We start from the raw sequence: 26,696 nt of genomic DNA on the forward strand, positions 1-26,696 counted from the left end.
ACCCTGCAGCGCTTTGTTTTTCTTTTCGAGGAGGACCACAGTGAGCAGATTCCTGCGTTCGCTCATGCTTATCATCGCGGTTGCCATTTCGGGACTCGCCGCGCACGGGCAGCTTTCAACCGCAACAATGTTCGGCATCGTGACAGATACGACAGGCGCAGCCGTACCCGGCGCGACCGTCGTCATCACCCAGACCGACACCCAGACCACCCGCACCCTCAAGACCGAGAGCGACGGCTCTTACCGCGCCGACTTTCTTCCTGTCGGGCCGTACAAGCTCAGCGTCTCGGCGCAGGGTTTCAAGACGCTCGAGCGCACCGGCATCACCCTGACCGTCACGGAAGAGGCGCATGTCGACCTCCAGCTTCCGGTCGGCGGCGAATCCACGACCGTCGAGGTTACGGCCGAAGTCCCGCTGCTGAACACCGGCAACTCCACTCTCGGCCGCACGGTCTCGAACGTCGAGATCGACAATCTTCCGCTCGTTGACCGCAACGTTTACACGCTGCTCGACCTCACGCCCGGCGTACAGAACAACAACAACTCCGGCATTGGCGGCAACGGTGGCGTGATCAATCCGCTCGGCTACCCCGAGCAGCACGTCAAGATCAACGGCTCCTCAGACTCCGGCGTCGGTCAGGTCTCTTACTATCTCGACGGCGGCTCCAACATGACCGGCGTGCGCAACACCGGCAACCCGCTGCCCAATCCTGACGCCATCCGCGAGTTCCGCGTCGACACCAACAACTTCTCTGCGCAGTACGGCCGCAACTCCGCCGGCGTCGTCACCGTTCTCACCAAGTCCGGCACCAACGACTTCCACGGCTCCGTCTTCGAGTTCTACCGCGACCGCAACTTCAACGCGACTACGCGCGCCACCGCAGTGAAGACGCCCTACAATCAGCACCGCTTCGGTTTCACCGTCGGCGGCCCGGTCAAGCGCGACAAGCTCTTCTTCTTCGGCAGCTATGCCGGATTCCGCTTCATCACCGACAACATCTTCAATCCGATCGTTCCCAGCGCGGCAATGGTGCAGGGCAACTTCACAGCCAACATCCCCACGGCTGCCTCCTCGCAAGTTGCCAACAACGTTAAATGCACCATCGCGGCGCAGTCATCCACGCAGTTCTGGGCCTGCAACCCGTATCTCCCCAAGGCCTCGGCCTGGTGCGATTTCAACAACCAGCCGAACGTCTGCGATCCCTCGACCTTCGATCCGTCCATCATGGCGATCATGAAGGCCAACCTGATCCCGACTGCCGGCAGCAGTGGAACGATCAACCAGCTCAGCCCCTACAGCCAGAAGACCGACGAGCAGCTCTACAAGGGTGACTACCAGATGACCGCGAAACAGCGGCTGACGTTCAGTTACTTCCACGAGACCGGCGACTTCATCGTGAACCCCTCAGGCAACAACGTGCTCGGCTGGGTGGTGCATAACTACAACTTCGCCCAGCACGAGGCGAACATCCAGCACGTCTGGACGATCAGCAATTCAACCGTGAACCAGCTGGCACTGAACTACACCCGGCTCATCGGTGGCCGCGTGCCCTCACCCTCGGAGAGCCTCGCAAACTATGGCTCTACCTTCGCGGAGCAGATTCCGAACGGCACTATTTGCGGCGTGCCGGCGGCGCTCGGCTGCTCTCGTCCGCAGCTGGGTGTGAGCGGTTGGTTTACCGCGGGCAACGCCATCTCCGGCCCGGTCACCGGCACCAACCTCTACGCCATCCGCGACGTCGTGAGCAGCACGCACGGCAAGCACACTCTTTACTACGGCGGTGAAGCGGATCGTGAGAACGATGCGCAGCAGACGTCGCTGAACGACTACGGCGTCTTCAGCTTCACGGCCCACACCAACACAACCAACCACTCGTCCGCAGCCATCACCGACTTCCTCTTCGGCAGCCCGAACTCGATGGAGCAGGACGTTCCGGTATACGCCAACGCGAACTACTTCAACTACGGCCTGTTCCTGCAGGACGACTGGCGCGCATTTTCCAACCTCACGCTGAACCTTGGCGTTCGCTATGACATCCAGACCACCCCGACCGACACCCTCCGCCGCACGATGAATTTCGTTCCCGGAGCGCAGTCGACCGTAGCGCCGAACGGACCGAAGGGTGTTCTCTTCCCAGGCGATCCCGGCGTCCCCGCCGGTGGCGTCAACACCCGCTACAACCACATCTCGCCACGCGTAGGACTCGCGTGGACGCCCTATCCGAACGGCCACACCGTCATTCATGCTGCGGCTGGTCTCTTCTACGGATCGGTCGGCGGCAATCTCTTCACGTATCCCTCGAATGGTGAGCCGTTCTCCGGGCGTCCCACGTTCAACAACGTCATCCACGTCTCCAACCCCTACGCGACGGACCCGAAGGACTTCTGCAATGGCGATCCCACCTGCATCGCCGGCGGCGTAGGACATTCGCCCTATCCGTTCATCTACAACCCCAAGAACCCGCAGTATGTCGTCACTCCGGCGGCCATCATTCCCGTTGATCCGAACTTCCGCTGGCCGGTCAGCTACCAGGTCAACTTCGGATTCCAGCAGCAGCTCGGCGGAGGCTTCGCCTTCTCCGGCAGCTATGTCGGGGCCTTCTCTCGCAAGCTTCCTACCGAGTGGGACGCTAATTATCCGCAGTTCAATGTCACCTCCAGCGGCGCCGCGGCGGCAAGCTGCACGGATACAACACAAGCCTGCGCGTACGCGGACACCAGCTCAACCGCGAACAACCGCCGCCCGTATAACGCGAAGGCTTACGCCGCCACATCGACAGCCTCTGCATCCAATCCGATCTTCTCGACGATCTCGCAGATCCAATCGTCGGAGAGCGCCAACTACAACTCGCTGCAGGTGACGATCCAGAAGCGGCTTGCAGCGGGGTTCAGTGCCCAGGGCTTTTACGTCTGGTCCAAGGCGCTGCAGAGCCTCGATCTCGACACCTCCGGCAACACCGGCAACAGCACTGGTACCGAACCAGAGGACAACCACAATCACTGGCTTGACCGGCAGCGTTCCGACTACGATCAGCGTCACGTCGTGGCCGCGTCCATCGTGTGGAAGCCGCACTACAACTTCAACCACCGGGCGGAGCGGCTGATTGTGAACGATTGGACCTTCACATCGATCATCCGCATCCAGAGCGGCGTTCCGTTCAACATCACCACCGGCTCCGACAACAACGGTGACGGCGTGACGAACGATCGTCCCAACCTGGTTCCTGGCTTGACCCGCGCGTCGGTCACCGACAATGGCCATTCCCGCGTCGCAATGATTCACAACTGGGTCAGCCCATCTCAATTCTGCGTATTCAATACGGCTCTCAATGGCATCAACGCCTGCCCGCAGGATGGCGCTGGTCCGGCCGGTTCAGACGGAACCGTTCGTCAGAACTCGCTCGATGCTCCAGGGCGTCGTGACATCGATGCGTCCATCTTCCGCGACTTTCCTATCTGGGAGCGCGTCACCTTCCAGATCCGCGGAGAGGCGACCAACGTCTTCAACCTCACCAATCTGCCGCCTCCGAACGGAACCTTGAACTCATCCACCTTCGGACAGATCACGACCTCGTATCCTGGCGGCAGCTTCGGCAACCGCGTCATCCAGGTTGGCGGCCGCATTTTGTTCTAGCTGAATCCCCACATCCCAGACGCGGCAGACGACTCCCCTCGTCTGCCGCATTTTCTTTTAGGCCTGAGCCGCGGCACTCAGACCTTTGCGATGCACTCAATCTCCACCAGTGCGTCCTTCGGCAGCGCTGCAACCTGCACGGTCGAGCGCGCCGGCGCAACGATTCCATCACCCGCGAATGCGCGCGCGTAAACCTCGTTCATGGCGGCGAAGTCGCTCATGCTTTTCAGGAACACCGTCGTCTTCACCACGTTTGCAAAACTCAAACCCGCGGCCGCCAGCACGCCGCGCAGGTTCGCGACGACTCGTTCCGTCTGCTCCGTAATCCCGCCAGAGATCATCTGGCCCGTCGCAGGATCCAGCGGAATCTGTCCCGAGGTGAATACGAGGTCGCCGGAGCGAACCGCCTGGGTATACGGCCCGATCGCGGCCGGGGCATCCTTGGTGGCAATTGCAGTCTTATCGATAGGCATAGGCCGGATTGTCGGCGAGCACCCGCTGTGCACGCAACCCTGAGCGACGCTTCAGCCCCGAATGCATCCCACTCCTGATAGTGGAAAATAGAGGATGGCGCGCTTTGTAGTCCGTGCGCGCCGTGAAGAGGAGCCTCGTGGCAGAACAACAGCAGCGCGTCGTCGGCATTGACCTTGGCACAACCAACTCGCTCGTCGCCTACATGCAGGGCGACACGCCGCAGGTCATCCCCGGCGACGATGGCGCCGCGATCGTCCCCAGCGTCGTCGCTTTCGATCAGGAGACGAAGGAAGGCTTCGCCGTCGGCAACGCGGCGCGTGATGTGCTGCTCAAGCAGCCGGCGAACGCGGTCTACTCGGTCAAGCGCCTCATGGGCCGCGACCTCGAAGACGTCCAGCCCGAGCTCAAACTCTTCCCATTCCATATGGCGGAAGGTCTCAAGCCCGGCGAGGTACTCAAGCTGGACGTCGGCGGTCTCACTCTCACGCCTCCTGAAATCTCCGCTTACGTCCTTCTCCAGCTCAAGCGCAACGCCGAACGCTTCTTCGGCGCTCCGGTCACGAAAGCTGTGATCACCGTTCCTGCCTACTTCAACGACGCGCAGCGACAGGCGACGAAGGACGCGGGGCGGATTGCGGGCCTGGATGTACTTCGCCTCGTGAACGAACCGACAGCCGCCGCGCTCGCGTACGGTCTCGACAAGCTGCACGGCGGCAAGGACGGCATCATTGCCGTGTACGACTTCGGCGGCGGCACGTTCGACATCTCCATCCTCAAGCTGCATGAAGGCATCTTCGAGGTCGTCGCCACTGGCGGCGACACGCACCTCGGCGGCGACGACATCGATCACCTGCTGCTTGGCGTCGCCATCGACGACATTCGCGGCGACCTCGGCATTGACGTGAGCACGCAGCCGGAAGCCATTCAGGCGCTGCGCAAGGCAGTGATCGACGCCAAGATTGCGCTCTCCGCAAATCCGTCCGCGCGGCTGCAGGTAGAGCTCGCCGGCGGCAAACAGTATCTGCGCGAGATTACGCGCGAGCAGTTCGAGCAGTTGATTGCGCCGGTGATCGAGCGCACGGCCGGTCCGGTGAAGCAGGCACTCAAGGATTCGGGTCTCGCTCAGGAGCAGATCGATGAAGTTGTGATGGTCGGCGGCTCCACGCGCATTCCCGCCGTGCGCGCACTGGTCACGAAACTCTTCGATCTCGAATCGCGCAGCAAGAAGCTGCACACTGAGTTGAACCCTGACGAAGTTGTCGCGCTTGGCGCGGCCGTCCAGGCACAGATTCTCTCCGGCGAAGCAAGCTCTGCCACCGACGACCTGCTGCTGCTCGACGTCACGCCGCTCTCGCTCGGCATCGAGGCGCTCGGCGGCGTCGTGGCGAAGATCATTCAGCGCAACTCGACCATTCCTGCGAGTGCGACGGAGCACTTCACCACCGGCGTCGATGGACAGACGAACGTTGCGATTCACGTGGTCCAGGGCGAGCGCGAGCTCGCCAAGGACTGCCGCTCGCTGGCTCGTTTTGACCTGAAAGGAATTCCGCCGATGGTTGCGGGTCTGCCGCGCATCGAGGTGAAGTTCCTGATCGATGCCAACGGCATCCTGCAGGTCAGCGCGCGCGAGCAGCGCAGCGGCAAAGAGGCGCAGGTCGAAGTGAAGCCAACCTACGGGCTCACCGATGAGCAGGTAGAGTCGATGATCCTGGAGAGCTTTGATATGGCTGAAGCGGACATCACAGCGCGGCAGGTGATCGAAGCCACGAACGAAGCGCAGACGATTCTGGACGCCGTGGACAAGGGTAAGGAATCACCTGCGTGGCAGCAGCTTACCTCGGTCGAGCATGAGGAGATTGAGGCTGCGGCTAAAGAAGTGGAGGCTTCCATCCGCGGCGGTGATTACAAGATCATCCGGAAGGCCATCGAGCAGCTTGATAAGAAGACACGCCGCTTTGCGGAGATCATGATGGATTCAGCGGTCTCGGGCGCGCTGCAGGGCAAGACGATGAACTCCGCGGGAGAGTCGATGGGGCAAGGCCCTAGCGCACCGCATCCATTCGCGAAAGCAGAGATTCAGGATTCGAAGCCGAATGTGATTGAGGCTGCGGAGGCGAACCCAGAGACGCCAGGCGAGTCCGAAGAGCACTGACTACTTCAACGCTTGGCCGAGGACACCATTCGCGGCAGCGAGCTTCGCACGCGCGGCGCTCGCATCGAGGTGAAGTCGGGCCATCACAATCGCAGTCTTGACGTCATCGCCGGAGTCCTTCAATAACTGTGAGGCAGTCTCGCGATCGACTCCTGTCGCGTCGGAGATGATGCGTTCGGCGCGGTCGACGAGCTTCGCGTTGGTCGGACGGACGTTAACCATCAGGTTGCCAAACGTTGCTCCCGTGCGGACCATTACTCCTGTCGAGAGCATGTTGAGAACAAGTTTTGTCGCGGTTCCAGCCTTCATGCGAGTGGAGCCGGTGAGGACTTCGGGGCCGGTGGCGGGGGTGATGGCGATCTCGGCCGCCTGGGCGAGGGCGGAGTTGGGGACGCAGCTCAGGCCGATGGTGAGCGCTCCGCGCTGGCGGGCGTAGTCCATGGCGCCGAGGACGTAGGGGGTGCGGCCGGAGGCGGCGATGCCGACGAGGGTGTCGGGGTGGTTGTCGGAGGCGAAGCCGGCTGCGGCGAGGTCCTGGGCGCCGAGGTCCGGCGAGTCCTCGGAGTGCTCGCTGGAGAGCCGCAGCGCGCTGTCGCCGCCAGCGATGAGACCCTGGACAAGGTCAGAGGGGACGGAGAAGGTGGGAGGGCACTCGCTGGCGTCGAGGACGCCGAGGCGGCCGCTGGTGCCGGCGCCGATGTAGAAGAGGCGGCCGCCTCGCTGGAAGCGGGCTGCGATCTCGTCTACCGCACGGGCGATGTTGGGGAGCTCGGCGCGGACGGCGGCGGCGACGGTGGCGTCCTCGTCATTGATGACGCGGAGCATGTCCAGGGTGGAGAGCTGGTCGAGATTCTCGGAGCGCGGGTTGCGGGATTCGGTGAGGAGCTGGCCGAGGGCGGCGGTGTTGGGAGATGCCATTTTGAGAGGGTACCTCGTGCCCGGGCGAGGTCGCTCGCTGGGGACCCCCCTCCCCCCTGTTTTTGCGCAAAGTCTTCAGAAGAGGGAACTTAGGCGTGGACTTTTTTGTCAAAGTATTGATTCCAGATACTTTAGAAAATAAAGTATATGGAATCAATGGCTTAGGTTGAATTGCACCATTTTCGGGGCAGGCGGCCCAGCCTCGTGCCGGGGCGATTTTGGCCTCTATTGCTTGCTCATGTTGTTGTTATGGCACCAGTGCGAACAGAGAAAGAGTCGCGTAGGGCCGACCTGCTCGCCTTGCGCATTCATCTCGCGCGCGACCATAAGGCCTTTGCATTGGGCACATCCGCCAAACTGGTCACAGACGTGTCCAAGGGAGACCTCGAAATCGCCTTCTATAACTTCAATTCCCTCGAAACGGCTATGTAGATAGGCGGCGAGATCGTTCAAATGCTCTTCCATGTGCGGTCCACCAGTCTAGATTGATGCGTGGAAGAGGCAAGGTGAAGGCAGTGTCATGTTGAGGGGCTGGAAATTGGCGGTAATCGAGTGGACCTCAGGGGCTAAAGCCCCGTGGTTATCAGGATGGGTTACGGCACGGCTGAAGCCGTGCCCCTTCCGGTGTGGTGACTGAAGATTATGGCGGGGTGATCCGGGCGAAAAGCAGATCCCTTGCGGGGATGACAGAAAGAAAGGCAGGCAAGGGCAAGAGCAAAGGCAAGGGCAAAGGCAAAGACAGAAGCAGATCCCCTACGGGGATGACAGAAAGAAAGGCGATGGCAGAAAGGGAAGCAACAGCGACGGAAAAGCAATTGGCGCGGAGCGCGTTTCGCCGTCCGCGGAGGACCGGAGGACTGTGTCAGCATAGAGGGAGATGAGTGAGCGGAAGAAGCGGCGGGCTGCTGGTGCTACGGCGGCGGTGGCGTGGCAGCATCGTGACTTCCGGTTCTATTCGGCTGCGCGGCTGGTGGGGATCCTGGGGGCGGAGGCGCAGGCCGTTGGGGTGGCGTGGCAGATCTATCAGATGACGCACTCGGCGCTGGCGCTGGGGTATACCGGGCTGGCGCTGTTTCTGCCGGGGCTGTTCTTTACGCTGCCGGCGGGGCATGTGGCGGATTTGTTCGATCGGCGGACGGTGCTGCTGACGTGCTATGTAGCGCAGTTTGGCGCGACGCTGTGGCTGCTGCGGATGACAATGCATGGCGTGAGCTCGGTGTGGTGGATTTATGGCGCGCTGCTGCTGATTGGGCTGGGAAGGTGTTTCAGCGGGCCGGCGTCGGCGGCGCTGGTGCCGATGCTGGTGCCGAAGGAGCACTTTGTGAATGCGGTTACGTGGGGGTCGGCGATCTTTCAGATTGCGACGGCGACGGGGCCGATGTTTGGCGGGATCTTGTTCACGGTGTCGCTGGCTGGGACGCGATGGGTGCGCTGGCAGGGCGCGCCGGTGGTTTATGTGTTCACGCTGGGCTGCATTGTGCTGTACCTGGGGCTGATTGGGATGATCCGGCCGCAGGGAGCGGCGGAGAAGCGCGGCTTCTCGCTGAGCACGATGGCGGCGGGGTTGCGGTACGTGATGCGCACGCGGCTGCTGCTGGGGTCGATCTCACTGGATCTGTTTGCGGTGCTGCTGGGCGGGGCGGTGAGCCTGCTGCCGATTTTTGCGGACCAGATTCTGCACGCCGGGCCGCATGGGCTGGGTCTGCTGCGGGCGATGCCGAGCCTGGGGGCGCTGGCGGTGTCGATGACGCTGCTGACCCGCCCGATGAGGCGGAATGCAGGGAAGAAGATGCTGGTGTGTGTGGGGATCTTTGGCGTGGCGACGGTGGTGTTCGGGCTGAGCCGGAATATCTGGCTGAGCTGCGCAGCGCTGCTGGTGGTGGGCGCTAGCGACATGATCAGCGTGGTGGTGCGGGGGAGCATCTTGCAGCTGGCGACGCCGCATGAGATGCGGGGCAGGGTGTCGAGCGTGAACTGGCTGTTCCTGGGGGCGAGTAATGAGCTGGGCGAGTATGAGAGCGGATTGACGGCTCACTGGTGGGGCGCTGTGAGGGCAGTGGTGTTCGGCGGCGTGGCGAGCATGGCGATCACAGGGCTGTGGGCGGTGTTCTTCCCGGCTCTGCGGAGAGCCGACAAGCTGGACGCGGACCACCTGATTGCGCTGGAGCAGGAGCTGAGCGCGGCGGAGCCGGTGGGGTAGAAGGAAGAGTGGTTAGTCGTTAGTAGTTAGTGGTTAGTAAGAACGCCGCTCGGGATGTGGTTGCGGGTGGTGGACCAGTTGGTGAGCAGGTTGTGCAGCACGGTTGAGCCGACGAGGTACGCGGACTCGAGTGCGAGGTTTTTGCCGATGTAGGGCGTGCTGACGGACTCGACGGCGTCGTGGCCGGGGCGCTCCATGGAGTAGTTGCTGCCGGTGCGGAGGACGAGGACGCGGTTGCGGTCGAGGCGGTGCATGTCGTCGAGGCGGTCGATGGCGTTGAGGAAGCCGGAGTCTTCCATCTCGGTGGTGGCGAAGACGCCGCGGCCGTTGGTCCAGAGGCGGACCCAATCTTCGGCGTAGGTGGTCATGATGGTGCCGTGCCAGTAGTAATCGGAGGCGAAGGTGTCGCCGAGGAGGACGAAGGGCGGGCGCTGGGCGGCGGGCGTGTCGGTGTACTCGGCGCGGAAGGCGGCGACGGCGGGGTCATCGGGGAGCTTGAGGGAGCGGGTCTGGTCGTAGGCCCACTGGACGAGGCTTTGATTGAGCGTGAAGAGATTGGAGCGGTGCCAGACGGGGTCCTGGATGGAGGGCGGGTTGGGCTGTTTGGCGCTGGTGGGGAAGATGCCGTAGGGCCAGGATTTGGGGGCTTCGCGGGGATCGATCTCGCGGGCGACGTCGCCGATGACATAGCGCGCCCATGCGGCGGAACCGATGGAGCCGATGTGGGGGTCGATGCCGGAGATGCCGTTGATGAGGATGTAGGCGTGGGTGAGATCGAAGCGCGGGTCGAGGCCGAGGGCCATCATGCTGGCGGTGGCGTTGACGAGTGTGGTGCCGGAGACCATGCCGAGGATGGTGTGGTCTTTGTTGGTGCGGAGGGCGTGTACGCCGCCGGGGAATGGCAGGACCTCGTCGAGGTGCTGGCGCTCAACCCAGAACTGGAATTCGCCGGGAGCGTCGCCGGTGTCGTTGCCGACCTCGAAGGTGGTGACGATGACGGCGCGGATCGGCCAGGGCTTTTGGGCGTGTGCGGCGAGGGTGAAGAAGACGGCGAGAAAGACACTGGCGCGGAGAAGGCGCATGCGGGCTCCGGAGGCTGGATTCTGGGGTAAATCCAGAGTAGCAGCGCGGGGGAGGCGGGCTTCAGGGTTTGGACTTGGGGTGCGGGTCGATCTGCGCGGCGGCGAAGATCTTTGCCGGCGTAAGCAGGACGCCGTTGATGGGGATGACCATCTCGTCGCCGAGGGTGGTTGGTTCGCCGATCTTCGTGCCGCCTTCCGCGAGCTTGTCCAACGCCTTCTGGAGTTGCGGGTCGAGTTCCATGAGTGATTCGATGCGTGACCCGGCGGTGTTAGGTGCTGCACCGCGGATGGTGCAGCGAACCGTGCTATACTGAATCCGCGTAGAAAACTGCGCAGGTGCCGCGGGAAGGACTCCCGATGGATTCGAGTCTGGCCAGAGACCGCGAGCGCTTCCTCCTTCCGCCAAGCATTGAGAGGGCTTAGCGTGTTGGTTGCTCTGGCTGGAGGCCCGTCATCGGATGAGGCCTCGCCGTGCAGCAGCAGCTTATTGAGACCCTTTGGATACGAAGAGAACCAAAGCCTTGCTGAAATCCGGATCCATGACGCCTATTGTGCGCGAGTGCGCCGGTGCGTCTCTGCCGACCTTCCCTCTTCCGCCACAACACTGAGGAACCTTTGTCGAACTCACTTACGCTTGAATCAATTTTGAATCCCGCGCCCATGCAGGTTGCGCGGCACATTACACAGACTGAGGCTTCGGCCCTTCACTTTACGGACTTCAGCATTACGCAGTCGCTGAAGGACCGCCTGACCGCAGCGGGCTTCATCAAGCCGACGCCGGTGCAGGCGGGCGCGATTCCGCCGGCGCTCGAAGGCGATGACATTCTTGCGACCGCCTCGACCGGTACGGGCAAGACGCTGAGCTTTTTGGTGCCGATGATCGACAGGCTGGAGCAGATCTCGCAGCCTTCGACGAAAGCCAAGAAGTCGCCGATCCTGGCGCTGATCCTGCTGCCGACGCGCGAGCTGGCGATGCAGGTGCTGGAGCATTACTTCAAGATCTCGCCGGTGAACAAGCAGGACGCCGTGCTGGTGTGCGGCGGACTGAGCGAGAACCCGCAGATCGAGTCGATTCAGCGCGGACCGCGCGTTGTGGTCGCGACGCCAGGGCGGCTAGAGGACTACCTGAAGCGCAAGCTGATCAATTTGCGCGACGTGGACATGCTGGTGCTGGACGAAGTCGACCGCATGCTGGACATGGGCTTTCTGCCCGCGATCCGGCGCATCGTTGGCGCTCTGCCGAAAGACCGGCAGACGATGTGCTACTCAGCCACGCTGGATGCGAACATTCGCGAGATCGTGAAGGACTATGTGAGCAAGCCAGTGCGCGTGGAGATCGGCCAGACGTCGAAGCCGAGCGACCGCGTAACGCTGCGTGTGTACACGGTGATGCAGGACCAGAAGCTCGCGCAGCTGGACCGCATGCTGAACGAGGAGGAGGGGACGTTCCTCGTGTTCTCGCGCACCAAGCATGGGGCCGAGCGCATTGGACGCAAGCTGGAGAAGCTGGGGCACAAGACGGAGACGATTCATGGCGACCGCTCCCAGTCGCAGCGCACCTCCGCGCTCAAGAAGTTTTCTGACGGCAAGGCGCGCGTGCTGGTTGCGACTGATGTTGCGGCTCGCGGGCTGGACGTCTCGCACATCGCGCACGTGGTGAACTACGACCTGCCGAACGGTTCGGATGACTTTGTGCACCGTATCGGGCGCACGGGACGAGCGGGCAACACGGGTGTGGCGACGACCTTCATCACGCCGCTCGAGAAGGGCGACGCCAGGAAGCTGGAGCGCGAGCTGAAGATCAGCTTTGAGTGGCGCATGGCTGACAAGGACCTTGAAAAGGAAGAGCGCAACCGGCCGATCGATCTGACTGAGAAGCCGATCGATGACATCTCGGCGCTGCTGGCGATGGAGACGCGGTCGTGGAAGAGCGAAGGCGAGCAGCATGCGCATCACGCTCGTCAGCACGCGCCGCATCATCCGCACGGGAGCTCGGATGCGGGACACGGGCGCTCACACGCCGGTAAAGGGCAGCGCGATGGACGGTCCAGCGGATCGTCGGCGAGCGGCGGACGCAGCGCAGGACGCCGCGGACGGCGTCGCAGCAGCTAAACACTACTGAATTGCAAAACGCGAAGACCGGTGAGGTGAAATTCCTCACCGGTCTTTTTTTCTTTGTGCGCCACTGCGGGCTATTGTGCGAGCGCCTTTTCGGCCAGCGGCTCCATGATGGCGTAGCCTGCGGCGTTGGGGTGCACGCCGTCGATGCTGATGCCGGGCTTCATGCCGCCGTTGGGGCCGGCCATGGCGGAGTAGTAGTCGAGATAGGTGAGGTTCTGTGAGGCAGCGTAGCTCTTCAGCCAGTCGTTGAGCGCGCGAATCTTTTCGGCGGGATTGCCGGCGGACGGCCTCCACGGGTACCGCGCAGCGGGAAGCACCGAGGCAAGCACAACGCGAATATTGTTGGCACGTGCGAGGTCAACCATCGAGCGGAAGTTGTCTTCGATCATCTCGGGCGTCTCGGGGCCGGTGTTGCCGGCGATATCGTTGGTGCCGGCGAGGATGACGACCGCGGTGGGTTGAAGATTGATGACGTCCTGGCGGAAGCGCACGACCAGCTGCTCGGTGGTCTGGCCGCTGATGCCGCGATTGACGTAGGGCTTGCCGGGGAAGAACTTGCCACCGTTGAGGGTCCAGGCGTCGGTGATGGAGTCGCCATAGAAGACCACGCGGCCGGGCTGGCTCGGTGGAAGCGCTGCGTTCGCGTCGGCATAGCGGCCAAGCTGCGGCCAATCGAGCTGACTCTGCCAGCGGGCGCGCGCGAGGGCCACGGCATGGCGCGCCCCTACCCACCCGGTCACCCCAATCAATACCAGGGCTGCTGCTATCAGGAGCTTCCGCTGCATGATCACCTCGTGCGCAGAGATTTCGCGTGCAGTCACGGTATCACCTGGAACAGGCATTTATCTTCTTGCTTGTCTCCACACCAACTCGCGCTACCCTAGAACTCGCGATGCAACCTGGAATCTCCACGCACATCTTTCTGCCACAGCCACTCTCCGGCAAGCTGCTGGACACGCTGCACACCGCGGGCGCGCAGGCGATTGAGCTGTTCGCTTCACGGCATCACTTCGACTACACGGATCGCGCCGCGGTTCGTGAGATCGCGACGTGGTTCCGCTCGAACAATGTCACGCCGACGCTGCACATGCCGCTGTTCACGGCTGATGATGAGAGTGCGTGGAGCCGTCACACGGCGGCTACGTTGAACCTCATCGACGCGCAGAAGGCGTCGCGGATTGCCGCGATGGATGAGGTGAAGCGCGCGCTCGAGGCTGCAGAACAGGTTCCGATCAAGTATTGCGTGCTGCACCTTGGCAGCAAGGACGATCAGTGGGACACACGCTCGCTGGATGATTCGCTGACGGCGATCGAGCACCTGAAGGCTTTTGCAGGGCCGCTGGGTGTGAAGCTGCTGCTCGAGAATTTGACGAACGCAGTCGCGACGCCCGAGCACCTGGTTGAGATCGTCAAGGTGGGGCATTTTGCAAGCGTGGGATTCTGCCTGGACCTGGGGCATGCGCACCTGGCTGAAGGCACGCCGGCAACAAGAGACGCGGCTGCGAAGACGGGTGTTGATCTTGCGTTCGAGGCGTTCACGTCGATTCCGGACCGTCTGTTCGAGCTGCACGTGCACGATAACCATGGCGGGGATTCGGGCAGCGGCAAGGATGAGCATTTGTGGCCGGGCGATGGGACGCTCGACTTCAAGGCGGTGGATGAGCACATCGCGAAGCTGAAGACGAAGCCGATCGGCATGCTGGAGATTGCGTACGACATTACGCCGGATGCGAACGAAATTGTGCGACGTGGCACACGCGCGGCTGAAGTTATGTCCTCGTTGTAGGGTTGACGGTCAGACGCATGGATCGCAAGCGTGTCCTGGTGAGTTGGAGTGGCGGCAAAGACAGCGCGTGGGCGCTTCACCTGCTGTTGCAGAGGCGCGATGTTGAGGTCGTCGGGCTGCTCACAACCATCAACACGCACTTCGGCCGGGTTGCGATGCACGGGTTCCGCGAGGAGCTGCTGGAACGGCAGGCCGAGGCTGCGGGGCTTCCGCTGTGGCGTGTTCCGCTGCCTTGGCCGTGTTCGAATGAGCAGTATGAGGCGGCGATGAGCGCGTGTTGTGCGCGCGCCGTGGCGGACGGTGTCCACGCCATCGCATTCGGCGATCTGTTTCTGGAGGACATCCGCGCATATCGCGAGGCAAGGCTCGCAGGTACAGGGCTGGAGCCGATTTTCCCGTGCTGGCAGATTCCGACGGACGAGCTGGCACGCGAGATGATCGCCGCTGGAGTGCGCGCGCATCTGGTGTGCGTTGATCCGCGGCAGCTCGATCGCGGCTTCGCGGGAAGGTTATTTGACGACGCGCTGCTCAAGGATCTTCCAGTGAGTGTCGACCCTTGCGGGGAGCGCGGCGAGTTCCACACGTTTGTCAATGCGGGGCCGATGTTTGCGCGCAGCGGCGGCTCGCGTAGCATCGAAGTACGGCGCGGCGAGATTGTCGAACGCGACGGATTTGTCTATGCAGACCTCCTTCCGGCCCAAAGCTCCTCGGACATTCTTGAAGAAAACCTGGCTCCTCTCCGCTAAAGTACTCGCCGCCGCATTGCTGCTGCCTGCGGTAGTGGCTGCGCAGACGCTCGCGCGTCCGGGCTGGGTGGGTTCGGGCATGACGTCGCAGACATGGTGGCAGTCTGCGGTGATCTATCGCGTGCAGCCGCAGTTGTTTCAGGACTCCGACGGCAATGGCGTGGGAGATCTGCGCGGGCTGGCGGATCGGCTGGACTATCTGCAGTCGATTGGCGTGGACGCGGTGCTGATTGAATCGCATACGAACGATGCGGGATTTGACGACCTGCTGAGCGACGCCAGCCGCCATCACATTCGCGTCCTGATTACGCTGGGCGCTGACACAACGCAGGCTCCGAGTGCCAATCAGGTGATCGCTGAAGCGCGCGCGTGGCTGCGTCGCGGCGTTGGAGGAGTGTATGTCTCTGCGCCGCTGCTGAACGCGATCGCGGGGCACTCGAACTTTCAGGACGCTGTGGTCCTGCTGCAGGAGCTGCGCAGAACGGCGGACAGCTTTCCCGGCGAGCGGATTGTGATTGCGGGTGATTCGCCGGCGGTGAGCGCTGCGGCAGCGACGCCGCGGATGGGGCCGGAGATTGTCGACGGCACCGTGGACGAGAGCACGTGGGCTGCGGCATCGCTGCGAACCAAGCTTGTGCTCGCGGACTCACCGGAAGCGGGCGAGCCGCTGCTGCAGGTTGCGCCGCATTCGGAGCAGCAGCGCGACCGCGACAAGATTCTCGCTGCGCTGTTCCTGAGTTCGCGCGGCGCGGTGGGGCTTACTTACGGGCAGGAGATCGGGCTCAAAGATTCAACGACGGCTGTCATGCAGTGGACGCCAACGAATCTGACCAAGCCCGATGTGGCGCAAAAACCGAAGCCGAAGCAGGAGGTTTACGGAACGTATCATCCGTATGTCCGGCCCGCGCCGTCGTCGATGATCGGCTCGAGGCCGCGTATGCCCAGCGTAGAGCTGAACACCGAGTCCGCGCCGCCGCCGGTGGATCCGGACACGCTTCCGGGCTTCAGCACAAAACCGCTGACGACAACCGACAACCTCGCAGACAGGATGTACAACGTTGCGGTTGAGGATGAGAATCCGGATTCGCTGCTGAATTTTTATCGGCGCGTTCTGGAGCTGCACAGCAGCAATGCGACGCTGAGGTCGGGGACCGTGACGTTCTTCAATCACGATAGCGAAGGCGCGCTGGTGTGGCTGCGGCGCGCGCCGGCCGGAGCACGCACGGTTGCGTCGGTGATCGTCGCGTGCAATCTCACGGATCATCCCATCGAGCTGTCGCTTGATGGCGATCTTGCGCATCTGCGCATCGCAGGGGGCACGATTCGGCCGCTGCTTACTTCGCTGCATGTGGATCATATCGCGCAGTCGACGCACAAGCTGCGGCTGTCAGCGCACAGCGTGTATGTGGGCGAGCTGTACCACCGCTAGGGCTTCGCGTACCGCTAGCGCGTGCGGGTGATACCGGGGCCGAGAAGCTCCTCGGCTGAGGGCGCAGGCTCGCTCGGAACCTGCCCGACTTCGCCCGGTACTGGAGCCACACCTTCGAGGTGGTACTTGGTCAGGCCATCCTTGAGAATGCGGAACGCCTCCTCGGGTGTATCGGCGAACTGAAAGAGCTCCAGGTCCTTCGGCGAGATGGCGCCCTTCTCAGCCAGCAGGTCCATGTTGATGACCTGCTTCCAGTAGCTGGAGCCGTAGATCACAATGGTGATTTTCTTGGCGAGCTTCTGGGTCTGGTCCAGCGTCAGCAGCTCGAACATTTCATCGAGCGTTCCAAAGCCGCCCGGAAAAACGACCAGCGCCTTCGCGAGATAGGCGAACCAGTACTTTCGCATGAAGAAGTAGTGGAAGTTGAAGTTCAGTTCGGGCGTGATGTAGGGGTTCGGATACTGCTCGAACGGCAGCTTGATATTCAGGCCGATGGTCTTGCCGCCCGCCTCCCACGCGCCGCGGTTGGCGGCTTCCATGATGCCTGGGCCTCCGCCTGATGTAACGACGAACCGATGCCGCCGCCCGGGAAGCGTCATGGCCCACTCTGTAACCATGCGGGCCAACGTGCGCGCGTCCTCATAGTAGCGAGCCATCTCTACTGCGGCCTCTGCGCGGTCGCGTTTCAGCTGGGTCGTCTCTCCGCGAGCGAGCTCATCATCTTTCGCCGGCTGCTCAGCTTCCGGCGCAGGCTGCGCTGAGCCGGTGTTATCCAGAAGCTCCAGCTCGTGATTTGCGACATCCAGCGCACGAAAGCGCGCTGAGCCAAAGAACACGACGGTGTCCTGGATGCGCTCGCGGCGGAATCTCGCCATCGGCTCCGTGTACTCGGCCATGATGCGCAGCGGCCGGCCGTCGGGAGAGTCCAGAAAGGAAGTGTTCTCATAAGCCAGCGGCGCGGATTCCAGAGGCTCCGGCTCAGTTTCCATCATGTGGTCGGGTTGATCAGGCACAAGAGATATTCTCTCGCGACTGGACATGAAACTCCTAGCCGGATTGTTACGGCCTGTAGTCGCGATAGTGCAGCAGCTCGCTAACGCCGATCCAGATATCGATCAGGCCGATGCCGCTGAGAACGCCGCGCATCCAGCTCTTGCCCAGGAATGCCGCGACCGCGGGGTGCGCCAGCAGCCAGCCGTTGGAGTCGAAGTACTGACGAGACCACGGAAGGATGGTGAGAAGGCCACCGATGTAGAAGCAGAAGAGCACGAGCACGATCAGGCTCAACCGCTGCAGCCACACGGGCGCCGGCTCGGGGACGGCCTGCGGTCCATCGGTCCGCTGCCCCGAACGCTGTGCTGTCTCCCTGGTGAAGAGCTCGCCCTGCGTGGTCATGCTCACAAGGCTAGCAGGGTGAAGCGGAGAATGTCTTGCGGGCTTACTGGGGCGGCAGGGCTGCCCGATGGCGGGGCTGGGGATCCGCCTGTGGGTTTGCTGCAGGCGTGGCTGGATCCGGCTTTGCGGAGGATTTTTCGGGCGCGGGATTGTTGTTATATTTTTGCGACTTATCGCGCGTTATCTCGGCCTTGCGCTCGGCGATCGTGGCCTGGTCGTCGCCGACGATGCCGGCATCCGCCCTGGCCTGTGACTTTTTCGCCTTCTCCATCTCGCGCCTGGCCTTTTCTTCCTCCCGCATCTGCTGGCGGTTGTTCTTCAGGTCCTGCGCCATCGCCTGGTCGCTCTCTTCTGCAGTTCCGTGCAGCGCCAGCCCGAAGTGCACATCGCCTTCAGTTCCGCTGATCGAGATCGGCAGTTGGACGCCTGCACCATCCTTCTTAAGGAAGCGATCGACCGGCTTGAGCAGGACGCTCTTCCATCCGGTGACCATCTGCGAGGCGGTGGCGTCCGTGCGCACGTGCCCCTTGAACTCGAACAGGTTGCCGTCGGTCGAGTAGACGCCATTCAGCAGCACGAGCGCACCGGGAATCTGATAGTGCAGGTCATGGACATCCACGAGTCCGTGGTTGAGGGAGAAGCTCGCCGACATCATGGAGCTCACCTCAGCCTGCCGGTCGCTGCTGTACAACGCGACGTCTTTGGGCTTGCCCTGAGCGCGCGCGCTGAGTCCGTCCACCTTGTCCTGAACGGCGGGATTGTTGAACCGCACATTGTGAAGCTGGAAGCTGCCCGCAAGCTGCATCTTCTCGGGAACGCGCGTCTGGCCGGGTGGAATGTGCAGATGGCCGTTCATCGACAAGATGCCGTTCATCAGCGGCGGGCGGGTCTTCACGCCCAGCTCGAGGAAATCCTGCATTCGGCCATGCGGGATATTCACGTTCATATCGATGTCATGGCCCTTGCCCTTGACCGTGACCACCTTGCCGCGCGCCGTAAACTCCGAGTCCGCAAGCCGCGCCTGCACGGGATCGAGGAAGGTGTCACCGGTTGTTCCATCCACGTAGGCGTGAAAGACGGTGTGCAGCGGCATCGGATGGTCGCTGACGTCGAGCGAAAAGTCCGGGGTGCTGGTCTCACCGTCGATCGCGATGTGATCCAGCACGCCGCTGAACTGGCCGTGTGAAGACAGGATTCCGCCGATGCCTTTGATGGTGTTCAGGTCTGCGTGGCTGAAGCTGTAGCTTCCATCGATCGCGGTGTCACGGGGATCATCGACATTCCATGGGCCGAAATGCCCTTCGGCGTGCACCTCGCCAACCGGCACAGGGTTAGTGAGCTCGGCCTGGTAGGTGAACGGCTGCGCAGCGCCCACGTCCTGGAGATTCATGGACTGGATGTCGAATTCCAGCGGGTCTTTGCCCGGCTTGGTCGTGTCGATGAACAGCTTCACGTTCTTGCAGCGAATCTCTTTGACGAGCAGCGAAATTTTGGGAGGATGCTTCGTGTCACGGCGCCCGAAGATGTTACTGCGCTGGCCTGTTGGGGGAACGTGCAGCTCCATGCCGTCCACATCTACTTCGGCGATGCTGGTGGGCTGATGCATCAGCCCGCGAATGCGCGTGGTGAAGGCGAAGCGCTCGACCGAGATCATGGGTGCGTTGCGATCCGTGTGGGGCTGATCGGGGTCGGCAATGTAGGGTATGCGCAGCCCGCGGCCTTCGACCTCGACGCCGGTCGCGGAGAGCTCAACGCCCTTGATCAGCGAGATGTCCAGGTGATCGAGTTCGACTGGCGCGTGGAAGTGAGCCGAAAGCGTGTCGATTACGCGCGCGCGGATAATCGGCTCCGCGTGGTGGATGGCGTACTCCATCGAGGCGATCAGGACGCCGAGGCCGATAACGACAAGGATGACGAGCACCTTGAACCACGCCCGTTGCCACCAATGGCGCCTGCGACGCGGCGGCGGGTTCGCGGTAAGTTGTTCTCTGGCTTCGTCAGCCACACTCCACCCCTGCATTGGTTTCGATGCAATCAAAGCGGTCGGCGTAGCGCCGCCGCACTTCTGGCAGATGCGAGAATGGTTATTGAATGTTGCAACTATCCGCAGCCGGCAAGCGATTCGGCCCGAAACTGCTCTTTGAAGACGTCAACTGGCTCATTACGCCGAATGAGCGCACCGGCCTGGTCGGAGGCAACGGCACGGGCAAGTCCACGCTGCTGAAGATTCTGGCCGGCATGGAGTCGCTGGACTACGGCACTCGCACCCACACCAAGGGCATGACGCTCGGGTACCTGCCGCAGGATGGTCTTGCGCTGTCAGGGCGCAGCGTGTTCGACGAGTGTCTGTCGGTCTTCGATGAAATTCGCGGGCTGGAAGTTGAGTACGAGCAGTTGACGCACATTATGTCGGACGCGGACCCGAAGTCGCCCGAGTACCACGCTGCGGCCGACCGGTACTCCGAGATCGCCGACCTGCTGCACGCGCACGACATTTATACGCTGGACGCGCAGGTTGGCGCCGTTCTCGCGGGCCTGGGGTTCAGCAAGCAAGACTGGCAGCGCCGGACGGAGGAGTTTTCCGGCGGCTGGCAGATGCGCATCGCGCTCGCGAAACTGCTGCTGCAGAAGCCGTCGCTGCTATTGCTCGACGAGCCGACGAACCACCTGGATCTTGAATCGCGCAACTGGCTCGAAGAGTATCTGACGAATTACGAGCACGCTTTTGTGCTCATCTCGCACGACCGCTACTTCCTCGATGTCACGGTGAACAAGACCGTCGAAGTGTGGAACAAGCGAATGCACGTGTACCACGGCAACTACGAGAAGTATCTGGTGCAGAAGGAAGAGCGCCGCACGCAGTTGATGAACGCATACAAAAATCAGCGCGAACGCATCGAGGCGCTGGAGATGTTCATCAACCGCTTCCGCTACCAGGCCACCAAGGCCAAGCAGGTGCAGTCGCGCATCAAGGAGCTCGAAAAGATCGAGCGCATCGAGGTCCCGGAAGAGGAAGCGACGATTCACTTCAAGTTTCCGCAGCCCATCGCCTCGGGCCGCACGGTGCTCGATGTGAAGAACATTTCAAAAAGCTATGGCGAAAAGCTGGTGCTGAAAGACGTCTCTTTCACCATCGACCGCGGCGATCGCATTGCTCTTGTGGGGATCAACGGAGCGGGCAAATCGACGTTGATGCGCATGCTGGCGGGGATGGAGAAGCCGACGTCGGGCGAGATTCGCGTCGGCCACAACGTCATCTCGGATTATTTCGCGCAGGACCAGTACAAGGTCCTCGACGGCAGCGCACGCATGCTCGAAGACATTACCGGCGCCAATCCGCGCGTCGATACCGTAACGCTGCGAAATCTGCTGGGCTGCTTCATGTTCACGGGCGACGACGTCTTCAAGACGCTCGGGGTGCTCTCAGGCGGCGAACGAAATCGCTACGCACTTGCGCGCATGCTCGTCTCGCCGGCCAACTTCCTGCTGCTGGATGAGCCGACGAATCACCTCGACATGCGCGCGAAAGACGTGCTGCTTGACGCGATCAAGGAGTTCACCGGCACCGTGCTGTTCGTCTCGCATGATCGCTATTTCATCGATGGTCTCGCTACGCGCGTCTTCGAGGTGGAAGACCACCGCGCGCACATCTATCCCGGCAATTACGAGGACTATCTGTTCCGCAAAACCGGCGGCCTCGCCACAGACTCGAGTTCGCTTGCCACGCAGCTGAAGACTGAATCCGCCACGGGCGCGAGGATCGACGCGGCAACCGGCATGTTGAAGCCGGTCGCGCAGGTCGGAACCAGCCAGGCCGTCAAGGCTGAAGAGCCTCGCGCTCCGGAGCAGCAAAAGCCTGCTGAAACGCTCGTCATCACTTCCGACAACGAGCCCTGGGAGTCCACGCACGAGATCGAAGGTTCACTCGCTCCTGTGACGTCCGCGCCGAAGCATGCCGCGAAGCGCCTCAATCCGATCAAGCTGAAACAGATGGAAGATCGCGTCGCCGCCATCGAAGACGAGCTCTCCGATCTCGACGCGCGCATTGGACAAGCTGAGCAGCAGCAGGCGGTTTTCACCACGGCGGAATCGGCGCGCGCGCTCGCCGTCGAACTCGAAACGCTGCGCGAGCAGCATGCGGTCCGCACGGCCGAGTGGGAAGAGCTTGCTTCGCAGCTTGAGGAAGCCACAACCGCCTAACATTTAATATCTATTCACATGCGCATTCTCATCGTCGGCGCCGGAGCTACCGGCGGATTCTATGGCGGCCGCCTCGCTCAAATCGGCCGTGATGTCACTTTCCTGGTCCGCGCTGCGCGCGCCGAAAAACTTCGGCGCAATGGTCTCCAGATCGTCAGCCCGCTGGGCGATGCCACTATCCAGCCGCAGCTCATCACCGCCGACGAACTCCGCGCCAAGCCGCGGCCTTTCGACCTCGTCCTTCTTGCCACCAAGTCCTATTCGCTCGAGGCTGCGATCGAAGACTTCGCGCCGGCCGTCGGCGCCGAGACTGCAATTCTGCCGATCCTCAATGGCATGCGTCAGCTCGATCTGCTCGACGCGCGCTTCGGGTCCGAGCGCGTCCTCGGCGGCACGTGCCGCATCAACAGCGATGTCGACGCCGAAGGCCGGATTCTGCAGCTTTCGACGCTCGGCGACCTCACCTTCGGCGAGCGCAACGGGCAACACACGCCGCGTATCGAGCGCATCGACAACGAACTCAACGGAGCACTGTTCAAGGTCGTCCTTTCGCCGGACGTCCTCGCTGCGATGTGGAACAAGTGGTACATTCTTGCCGCGCTGAATATCATCTGCATTCTTCCGCGAGGCACCTGCGGGGAGGTCGTCGCTGTTCCGCGCGGCCTTGCGTTCGCCAACGCCTCCATTGATGAGTGCATCGCGGTCGCCACGGCCAATGGCTACCCTCCGTCGGACAAGCTCATCGAGTGGGACCGCAAGCGCCTCACCGAGCCCGGTTCCGACCTCACCTCCTCTATGTACCGCGACATGATGAAGAATGCTGCCGTCGAGGCCGATCACATCATCGGCGACCTCGTGGCGCGCGCGGAGGCACACAACGTTGCCGCACCTCTGCTGTGTGCGACCTACGTGCAGCTAAAGGTCTACGAGCAGCGTGGCGCTGCCGCAAGCTGATCGCATACAGAGTATTTACCGGGATTTTAGCGCCGTCGCCCCCCCATCATGCGGTGTACACTTGCGCCGTCCCGCGGCCCCCACAAAATCCAGCTCTTCAGGAGATCCACCATGTCCCTGAGACATCTGCGCCTTCTTCTCGGTGCCGCTCTGCTCTGCGCTCCGTTGTCCTTCGCGCAGAGCGCCGCTCCCGCGTCTAGCCCGGCCTCCTCCGTCTGCTCCGGGACGATGACCATCGTCCGCATCTCTGAAATAAAACCCGGTAAGATGGACGATTTCATGGCCGCGGTCGCTGCCCATCAGGCCTGGTATCGCAACAACGGCGTCGCGACCAACAGAATCTACGCCGCGCGCATCCTCGAGCAAGACCCCACCACAAAACAGTGGCATGTCTCTGACACCCAGGTTATGACCTTCCACGTCAACCCGCCGAGGCCGGACAACAACCTTCCGCGCAACAACGATGCCTGGAAGGCCTACGTCCAGAAGTATCGCGACTCCTCCGATCTCAAGACCGAGTTCGTCACTTGCTCGATGACGCCAGTTTCCTGATCAACCTGAGAGCTGCTCATGGCTGGGCAGCTCTCATCGATAAGCGCGAAGCATCCAGCGGATCGAACCCTGTTGCAGCGCGCAGGGCATAATCAAACTATGCCTTCGTCGTCGACACCATCTTCGTTGTGGACCCCGGAACGCTGGACCGACCGGCTCGCCGAGCTCGAAGCGGTCGACTTCGATTCCAAACAAGCGCCGCTGCGCCGTGACATCCGCTCGCTCGGCGCGCTGCTTGGCCAGGTTCTTCGCGAACAGGCCGGCGATGAGCTATTTGAAAAAGTCGAAAACCTTCGCCGCGCCAGCATCGCCCGCCGGGAAGCCGAACTCGCCGGCGACCTTGAAGCCGCGCAAGCCCGTCTGGAAGAAGCCCGCGCCCTCACCCGCGCCGCCGCGGAAGATCCCTTCACCGCGCACCAGCTTGCGCGCGCCTTCGCGTTTTACTTCGAGCTGATCAATCTTGCCGAGACCAACCATCGCAAGCGCCGCCGCCGCGCCGGCATGCTGAACAACAACGACACCGTGCAGCGTGGCAGCATGCAGGGCACGCTCCGCCGTTTGCGCGAGGCAGGCTACACGCGCGACTCCGTCCTCGAGCTGCTCGCGCGCATCTGCATCATTCCGGTCTTCACCGCGCACCCCACCGAGGTCGCGCGTCGCAGCGTGATGTTCAAGCGCCGCCGCATCTCCGACATACTCGAACAACTCGACCAGTTCGCCACACCGGCCGCGGATCTGGTCGCACTGGAGCGCGATCTCCTCGCGGAGATCACCGCGCTGTGGCAGACGGATGACGTTCGTGACGCGCGGCCCACCGTGCGCGACGAGATCCGCATGGGCCTCGACTACTACGAGGCTTCGATCTTTGGCACCATTCCGGTGCTCTACGGCGAGATCGCCGGGGCGCTCGATGCTGAATTTCCGCCTGTCGATTGGCCGCCGGACGAATGCCCCGAAGAACTCGCAGGGACGCAGCCGCAGCAGCACACGCGCCTCTCCTCTCTGCCCACGCTGATTCGCTTCGGCTCGTGGATTGGCGGCGACCGCGACGGCAATCCGTTCGTCATCGCATCCACAACCGAAGACGCGCTCGCGATGGCGCGCAACCTGCTGCGCTCCCATTACCTCGAGCAGTTGCATATCGTCTTCGAACAGCTTGCGTCCTCGCAGCACCAGGCCGCGATCTCGCCCGCGTTGCGCGGACGCCTTTCGACCTATCTCGCGCGCCTGCGCCGCACAGACATCACATCGACGCAGGCTGTTCCCAACGAAGCCGCCCGCTTCGCCATCGCCTGCTTCACGCTGCGTCTCGGCGGCGATCCGCCGGGCGTCATGTATCGCAACCTGCAGCTCCCGCCCGAAGCCTCACTACCGGGTTATGCGAGCGCTGCTGAGTTCCTGGAAGACCTGCAACTTCTTCGCGACTCGCTCGCGTGCAACCACGGCGAACGGCTCGCCGCGATGTACATCGATCCGCTGATTCTCGCCGTCCGCACCTTCGGCCTGCATCTGCACACTCTCGATCTCCGCCAGCATGCGCGCGTGCACGCTGCCGCCGTTGAAGAGCTCAGCGCATGGCAGCGCTCGCTCAGCGAAGGCTCGCTGCAACTGCCCGACGAGCTTTCCCCGCAAACCGCGGAGGTTCTCGCGACATTCCGGATGCTCGCTGCGCTGAAGCAGAAGAACCCGGAGGCCATCACGAACTATGTTGTCTCCGGCGCGACCTGCGCCGAGGATGCGCTGCGGGTCCTATGGCTTGCGCGCCTTGGCGGAGTTCATGTTGAGGGCAACGGCGCCGACCCCGGCATGCAGCCCGTACTTCTCTTCGAATCTATTGACGATCTGCGCAACGCACCCGACGTCTGCCGCGAGCTCTGGACCAGCGACGCCTATCTTCCGCTGCTCGACGCGTGGGGCGGACGCCAGGAGATGATGCTCGGCTACTCCGACTCCAACAAAGACGGCGGCATGATCGCCTCCACATGGGAGATATGGAAGGCGCACCGCGCGCTGCATCAGGTTGCGCACGAGTGCGGCGTGAATCTCCGCCTCTTTCACGGCCGCGGCGGGACTGTGGGTCGTGGTGGTGGACCGACTCACCGCGCGCTCTATGCGCAGCCGCTCAACAGCTTCAACGGCGAGCTCCGCATTACCGAACAGGGCGAGGTTCTGAACTGGAAGTACTCCGACGTTGTGCTTGCCGAGCGCAACCTGGAGCTCATGATCGCGGCGGCGGTCGACGCTGTCGCACGCCCGGATCTCGCCATCCCCAACGAGTCCGGCAGCAAGACACACCTCACCGGCGCGATCGATCCCGCGTGGGAATCGGCGTTCGACGAGATCTCCGCAACGTCGCTCGGGTTCTATCAGCAGCATATCCTCAATAACCCGGAGATCTTCGAGTACTTCGAGCAGGCCACGCCCGTAGCGGAGCTCGAGCACGCGCGCATCGGCTCACGGCCCGCCAAGCGCGGCGACAAATCCGCAACACGCCAGCGCTCGCTCGCCGACCTCCGCGCTATTCCGTGGGTCTTCGGCTGGATGCAGTCGCGCCACGTGGTTCCCGCATACTTCGGCGTAGGTTATGCGCTTGAGCAGCTCGCGAACAACACATCTAACGGGCTCGAGTTGCTGCGGCAGATGATGCGCAGCTTCCCGCTGTTCATCGACATGATCCGCAACGTCGAGCTTGCGCTCGCCAAAGCAGACTTCTCAGTTGCGCGGCTGTACTCCACGCTGGTCGAAGACGAGGCGCTGCGCGACCGCGTCTATTCGCTGCTTGAAGAGGAGTTCACGCGCACGATCCGCATAGTTCTCGCCGTCACCGGCCAGCAAACGCTGCTTGAGCGCAATCCTGTGCTCGCCAACTCCATCCGTCTGCGCAATCCGTACGTGGATCCGATGAGCCTTCTGCAACTCGAGCTTCTCAGCCGCAAGCGCGGCGCCGACAGCAATGACGCGGACTTTCAGAAGGACGCTGCCGAGCTTGACCGCGCGATCACGGCGACGATCAACGGCATCAGTGCCGGTCTGAGAAATACGGGGTGAGGGCT

General features: G+C 62.5%; 20 protein-coding genes. 11 read left to right on the forward strand and 9 right to left on the reverse strand.

The window, feature by feature from the left end; genetic code table 11:
- The first annotated feature begins 40 nt into the window (after positions 1–40).
- Positions 41–3,634, forward strand: a complete 3,594-nt coding sequence (locus VGU25_14825) for a carboxypeptidase regulatory-like domain-containing protein (GenBank protein HEV2578475.1) — start codon at positions 41–43, stop codon at positions 3,632–3,634.
- 77 nt (positions 3,635–3,711) lie between these two features.
- Here the strand turns inward: VGU25_14825 and VGU25_14830 are convergent, their stop codons facing one another.
- On the reverse strand, positions 3,712–4,107 hold the full coding sequence (locus VGU25_14830; GenBank protein HEV2578476.1) for a RidA family protein: 396 nt from the start codon (positions 4,105–4,107) through the stop codon (positions 3,712–3,714).
- 137 nt (positions 4,108–4,244) lie between these two features.
- Here VGU25_14830 and hscA point away from each other — a divergent pair, with 137 nt between their 5' ends.
- Entirely contained in the window at positions 4,245–6,260 is a 2,016-nt protein-coding gene (hscA, locus tag VGU25_14835) for a Fe-S protein assembly chaperone HscA (GenBank protein ID HEV2578477.1), read from the forward strand.
- Here hscA and murQ read toward each other — a convergent pair whose 3' ends face one another.
- Positions 6,261–7,178, reverse strand: a complete 918-nt coding sequence (gene murQ / locus VGU25_14840; protein ID HEV2578478.1) for an N-acetylmuramic acid 6-phosphate etherase — start codon at positions 7,176–7,178, stop codon at positions 6,261–6,263.
- Positions 7,179–7,403: 225 nt separating this feature from the next.
- On the reverse strand, positions 7,404–7,643 hold the full coding sequence (locus tag VGU25_14845) for a hypothetical protein (GenBank protein ID HEV2578479.1): 240 nt from the start codon (positions 7,641–7,643) through the stop codon (positions 7,404–7,406).
- Between the two features lie 412 nt (positions 7,644–8,055).
- Here VGU25_14845 and VGU25_14850 point away from each other — a divergent pair, with 412 nt between their 5' ends.
- Entirely contained in the window at positions 8,056–9,378 is a 1,323-nt protein-coding gene (locus tag VGU25_14850) for an MFS transporter (GenBank protein ID HEV2578480.1), read from the forward strand.
- Positions 9,379–9,404: 26 nt separating this feature from the next.
- On the opposite strand, the gene VGU25_14855 is transcribed toward VGU25_14850, so the two are convergent.
- Positions 9,405–10,460: a purine nucleoside permease gene (locus VGU25_14855; protein ID HEV2578481.1), complete on the reverse strand. Its 1,056-nt coding sequence runs from the start codon at positions 10,458–10,460 to the stop codon at positions 9,405–9,407.
- Between the two features lie 61 nt (positions 10,461–10,521).
- Positions 10,522–10,701 (reverse strand): hypothetical protein, encoded by a 180-nt coding sequence (locus VGU25_14860; GenBank protein HEV2578482.1) that lies wholly within the window; start codon positions 10,699–10,701, stop codon positions 10,522–10,524.
- A gap of 374 nt (positions 10,702–11,075) precedes the next feature.
- Here VGU25_14860 and VGU25_14865 point away from each other — a divergent pair, with 374 nt between their 5' ends.
- The gene (locus VGU25_14865; GenBank protein ID HEV2578483.1) at positions 11,076–12,572 is read left to right on the forward strand and encodes a DEAD/DEAH box helicase; all 1,497 of its coding nucleotides are present in this window, start codon (positions 11,076–11,078) and stop codon (positions 12,570–12,572) included.
- Between the two features lie 80 nt (positions 12,573–12,652).
- On the opposite strand, the gene VGU25_14870 is transcribed toward VGU25_14865, so the two are convergent.
- Complete coding sequence (locus VGU25_14870; GenBank protein ID HEV2578484.1) at positions 12,653–13,423, reverse strand: SGNH/GDSL hydrolase family protein; 771 nt, start codon at positions 13,421–13,423, stop codon at positions 12,653–12,655.
- 50 nt (positions 13,424–13,473) lie between these two features.
- Between VGU25_14870 and VGU25_14875 the strand changes: the two genes are divergently transcribed.
- Genes VGU25_14875 through VGU25_14885 form a run of 3 tightly spaced genes read left to right on the forward strand, consistent with a single transcriptional unit; the run spans position 13,474 to position 16,542 of the window.
- Positions 13,474–14,367: a sugar phosphate isomerase/epimerase family protein gene (locus VGU25_14875; GenBank protein HEV2578485.1), complete on the forward strand. Its 894-nt coding sequence runs from the start codon at positions 13,474–13,476 to the stop codon at positions 14,365–14,367.
- A gap of 17 nt (positions 14,368–14,384) precedes the next feature.
- Positions 14,385–15,113, forward strand: coding sequence for an ATP-binding protein (locus VGU25_14880; protein HEV2578486.1), 729 nt, complete (start codon positions 14,385–14,387; stop codon positions 15,111–15,113).
- Positions 15,085–16,542, forward strand: a complete 1,458-nt coding sequence (locus VGU25_14885; GenBank protein HEV2578487.1) for a hypothetical protein — start codon at positions 15,085–15,087, stop codon at positions 16,540–16,542. The genes VGU25_14880 and VGU25_14885 overlap by 29 nt, the downstream gene beginning before the upstream one ends.
- Before the next feature lie 14 nt (positions 16,543–16,556).
- On the opposite strand, the gene VGU25_14890 is transcribed toward VGU25_14885, so the two are convergent.
- The 3 genes from VGU25_14890 to VGU25_14900 all read right to left on the reverse strand — a co-directional run bounded on the left by VGU25_14890 (position 16,557) and on the right by VGU25_14900 (position 19,942).
- A complete protein-coding gene (locus tag VGU25_14890; protein ID HEV2578488.1) occupies positions 16,557–17,534 on the reverse strand; it encodes a TIGR00730 family Rossman fold protein in 978 nt (325 codons plus the stop codon).
- Between the two features lie 67 nt (positions 17,535–17,601).
- A complete protein-coding gene (locus tag VGU25_14895) occupies positions 17,602–17,937 on the reverse strand; it encodes a hypothetical protein (GenBank protein ID HEV2578489.1) in 336 nt (111 codons plus the stop codon).
- Positions 17,938–17,980: 43 nt separating this feature from the next.
- The gene (locus VGU25_14900) at positions 17,981–19,942 is read right to left on the reverse strand and encodes a hypothetical protein (GenBank protein HEV2578490.1); all 1,962 of its coding nucleotides are present in this window, start codon (positions 19,940–19,942) and stop codon (positions 17,981–17,983) included.
- 86 nt (positions 19,943–20,028) lie between these two features.
- On the opposite strand from VGU25_14900, the gene VGU25_14905 reads away from it, so the two are divergent.
- The 4 genes from VGU25_14905 (at position 20,029) to VGU25_14920 (ending at position 26,691) form a co-directional block, all read left to right on the forward strand.
- On the forward strand, positions 20,029–22,137 hold the full coding sequence (locus tag VGU25_14905; GenBank protein ID HEV2578491.1) for an ABC-F family ATP-binding cassette domain-containing protein: 2,109 nt from the start codon (positions 20,029–20,031) through the stop codon (positions 22,135–22,137).
- 18 nt (positions 22,138–22,155) lie between these two features.
- A complete protein-coding gene (locus VGU25_14910; GenBank protein ID HEV2578492.1) occupies positions 22,156–23,091 on the forward strand; it encodes a ketopantoate reductase family protein in 936 nt (311 codons plus the stop codon).
- Between the two features lie 111 nt (positions 23,092–23,202).
- Positions 23,203–23,643: a hypothetical protein gene (locus tag VGU25_14915; GenBank protein ID HEV2578493.1), complete on the forward strand. Its 441-nt coding sequence runs from the start codon at positions 23,203–23,205 to the stop codon at positions 23,641–23,643.
- Positions 23,644–23,742: 99 nt separating this feature from the next.
- Positions 23,743–26,691 carry a phosphoenolpyruvate carboxylase gene (locus tag VGU25_14920; protein HEV2578494.1) on the forward strand — a complete coding sequence of 983 codons (2,949 nt, stop codon included), beginning with the start codon at positions 23,743–23,745 and terminating at the stop codon, positions 26,689–26,691.
- Positions 26,692–26,696 lie beyond the last annotated feature (5 nt).

This window comes from Acidobacteriaceae bacterium (assembly GCA_035944135.1).
Classification (GTDB): domain Bacteria; phylum Acidobacteriota; class Terriglobia; order Terriglobales; family Acidobacteriaceae; genus Granulicella.

What these genes read in the sequence shown, in the direction of transcription:
- VGU25_14830 (HEV2578476.1), bottom strand. Translation starts at nt 4,107, where the DNA reads ATGCCTATCGATAAGACTGCAATTGCCACCAAGGATGCCCCGGCCGCG.
- murQ (HEV2578478.1), bottom strand. Translation starts at nt 7,178, where the DNA reads ATGGCATCTCCCAACACCGCCGCCCTCGGCCAGCTCCTCACCGAATCC.
- VGU25_14845 (HEV2578479.1), bottom strand. Translation starts at nt 7,643, where the DNA reads ATGGAAGAGCATTTGAACGATCTCGCCGCCTATCTACATAGCCGTTTC.
- VGU25_14850 (HEV2578480.1), top strand. Translation starts at nt 8,056, where the DNA reads ATGAGTGAGCGGAAGAAGCGGCGGGCTGCTGGTGCTACGGCGGCGGTG.
- VGU25_14855 (HEV2578481.1), bottom strand. Translation starts at nt 10,460, where the DNA reads ATGCGCCTTCTCCGCGCCAGTGTCTTTCTCGCCGTCTTCTTCACCCTC.
- VGU25_14860 (HEV2578482.1), bottom strand. Translation starts at nt 10,701, where the DNA reads ATGGAACTCGACCCGCAACTCCAGAAGGCGTTGGACAAGCTCGCGGAA.
- VGU25_14870 (HEV2578484.1), bottom strand. Translation starts at nt 13,423, where the DNA reads ATGCCTGTTCCAGGTGATACCGTGACTGCACGCGAAATCTCTGCGCAC.
- VGU25_14875 (HEV2578485.1), top strand. Translation starts at nt 13,474, where the DNA reads ATGCAACCTGGAATCTCCACGCACATCTTTCTGCCACAGCCACTCTCC.
- VGU25_14880 (HEV2578486.1), top strand. Translation starts at nt 14,385, where the DNA reads ATGGATCGCAAGCGTGTCCTGGTGAGTTGGAGTGGCGGCAAAGACAGC.
- VGU25_14890 (HEV2578488.1), bottom strand. Translation starts at nt 17,534, where the DNA reads ATGATGGAAACTGAGCCGGAGCCTCTGGAATCCGCGCCGCTGGCTTAT.
- VGU25_14895 (HEV2578489.1), bottom strand. Translation starts at nt 17,937, where the DNA reads ATGACCACGCAGGGCGAGCTCTTCACCAGGGAGACAGCACAGCGTTCG.
- VGU25_14905 (HEV2578491.1), top strand. Translation starts at nt 20,029, where the DNA reads ATGTTGCAACTATCCGCAGCCGGCAAGCGATTCGGCCCGAAACTGCTC.
- VGU25_14910 (HEV2578492.1), top strand. Translation starts at nt 22,156, where the DNA reads ATGCGCATTCTCATCGTCGGCGCCGGAGCTACCGGCGGATTCTATGGC.
- VGU25_14915 (HEV2578493.1), top strand. Translation starts at nt 23,203, where the DNA reads ATGTCCCTGAGACATCTGCGCCTTCTTCTCGGTGCCGCTCTGCTCTGC.
- VGU25_14920 (HEV2578494.1), top strand. Translation starts at nt 23,743, where the DNA reads ATGCCTTCGTCGTCGACACCATCTTCGTTGTGGACCCCGGAACGCTGG.